The sequence below is a fragment of the Pseudomonas sp. 51_B genome, from assembly GCF_017491595.1.
GTDB classification, from domain to species: Bacteria; Pseudomonadota; Gammaproteobacteria; order Pseudomonadales; family Pseudomonadaceae; genus Aquipseudomonas; species Aquipseudomonas promysalinigenes.
The window spans coordinates 1-448 of the sequence record NZ_JAFGYW010000393.1 but is presented as its reverse complement, the minus strand read 5'-3'; the positions used below and the strand labels follow the sequence as shown (position 1 = coordinate 448).

At 71.4% G+C, this 448-nt stretch carries 1 pseudogene; it reads left to right on the top strand.

From position 1 onward, the window contains the following. Positions 1-448 (top strand): annotated as a pseudogene (locus J5M56_RS25390) (ATP-dependent DNA helicase); the annotation flags it as partial.

Here is a 448-nt window from a genome sequence, read left to right as displayed (position 1 = left end):
GTTCGGCACCCATTCGATCTTCGACGCGACGCGCGTGCGCGCGGGCGCGCCGCGCCGCGGCGGCCATGCGTCGATCCTCTGCGTGCGCAACGTGATTCCCGCCGACTTCCTCGCGCCGCGCCACGGCGCCGCGCGCGCGACCGTGATGTTCTCGGGCACGCTCAGCCCGTTCGATTTCTACCGCGACACGCTCGGGCTGCCGGGCGACACCGGCACGCTCGACGGCGAGGGGCCGTTTCGCGCGGAGCAACTGACAGTGAAGGTCGCCTCGCATGTGTCGACGCGCTGGCGCGACCGCGAGCGCTCGCTCGAGCCGATCGTCGAGCTGATCGCCGAGCAGTACGCGGCGCGGCCGGGCAATTACCTCGGATTCCTGAGCAGCTTCGAGTATCTGCAGCAAGTGGTCGCGCGGCTGCGCGAGCGCCATCCGGCGCTGCCCGTCTGGGAG